The sequence below is a fragment of the Paraburkholderia sp. SIMBA_027 genome (genome assembly GCF_046535315.1).
Taxonomy (GTDB): domain Bacteria; phylum Pseudomonadota; class Gammaproteobacteria; order Burkholderiales; family Burkholderiaceae; genus Paraburkholderia; species Paraburkholderia tropica.
This window is the reverse complement of the sequence record NZ_JAWRWY010001133.1, coordinates 1-253: the sequence shown is the minus strand read 5'-3', so window position 1 is coordinate 253 and position 253 is coordinate 1. Positions and strand designations below refer to the sequence as shown.

The 253-nt window shown below is 60.1% G+C and carries 1 protein-coding gene; it reads left to right on the top strand.

The window, feature by feature from the left end; genetic code table 11:
• Nucleotides 1–253 (top strand): PspA/IM30 family protein (locus SB764_RS42665; RefSeq protein ID WP_410867133.1); only part of this gene is annotated, 253 nt, incomplete at both ends.

Below are 253 nucleotides of genomic sequence, written 5' to 3'. Positions count from 1 at the left end.
CAACATTGCCGAAGCCGAGTCGGCGGTCGCGCAGACTATCGGTAACCTCCGTATGCTCCAAGCGGACTACAACGAGGACATCAAGAACGCCCAAGACTGGGGCAACAAGGCATTGGCGGCGTCCAGGAAAGCGGACGAGTACCGCTCCGCTGGAAATCCAGTAGACGCCGAGAAGTTCGATAACCTCGCCAAGGTGGCCATTCAACGCCAGATGGCCGCTGAGTCTGAAGCGCGCACCGCAGAGCCCAGCATC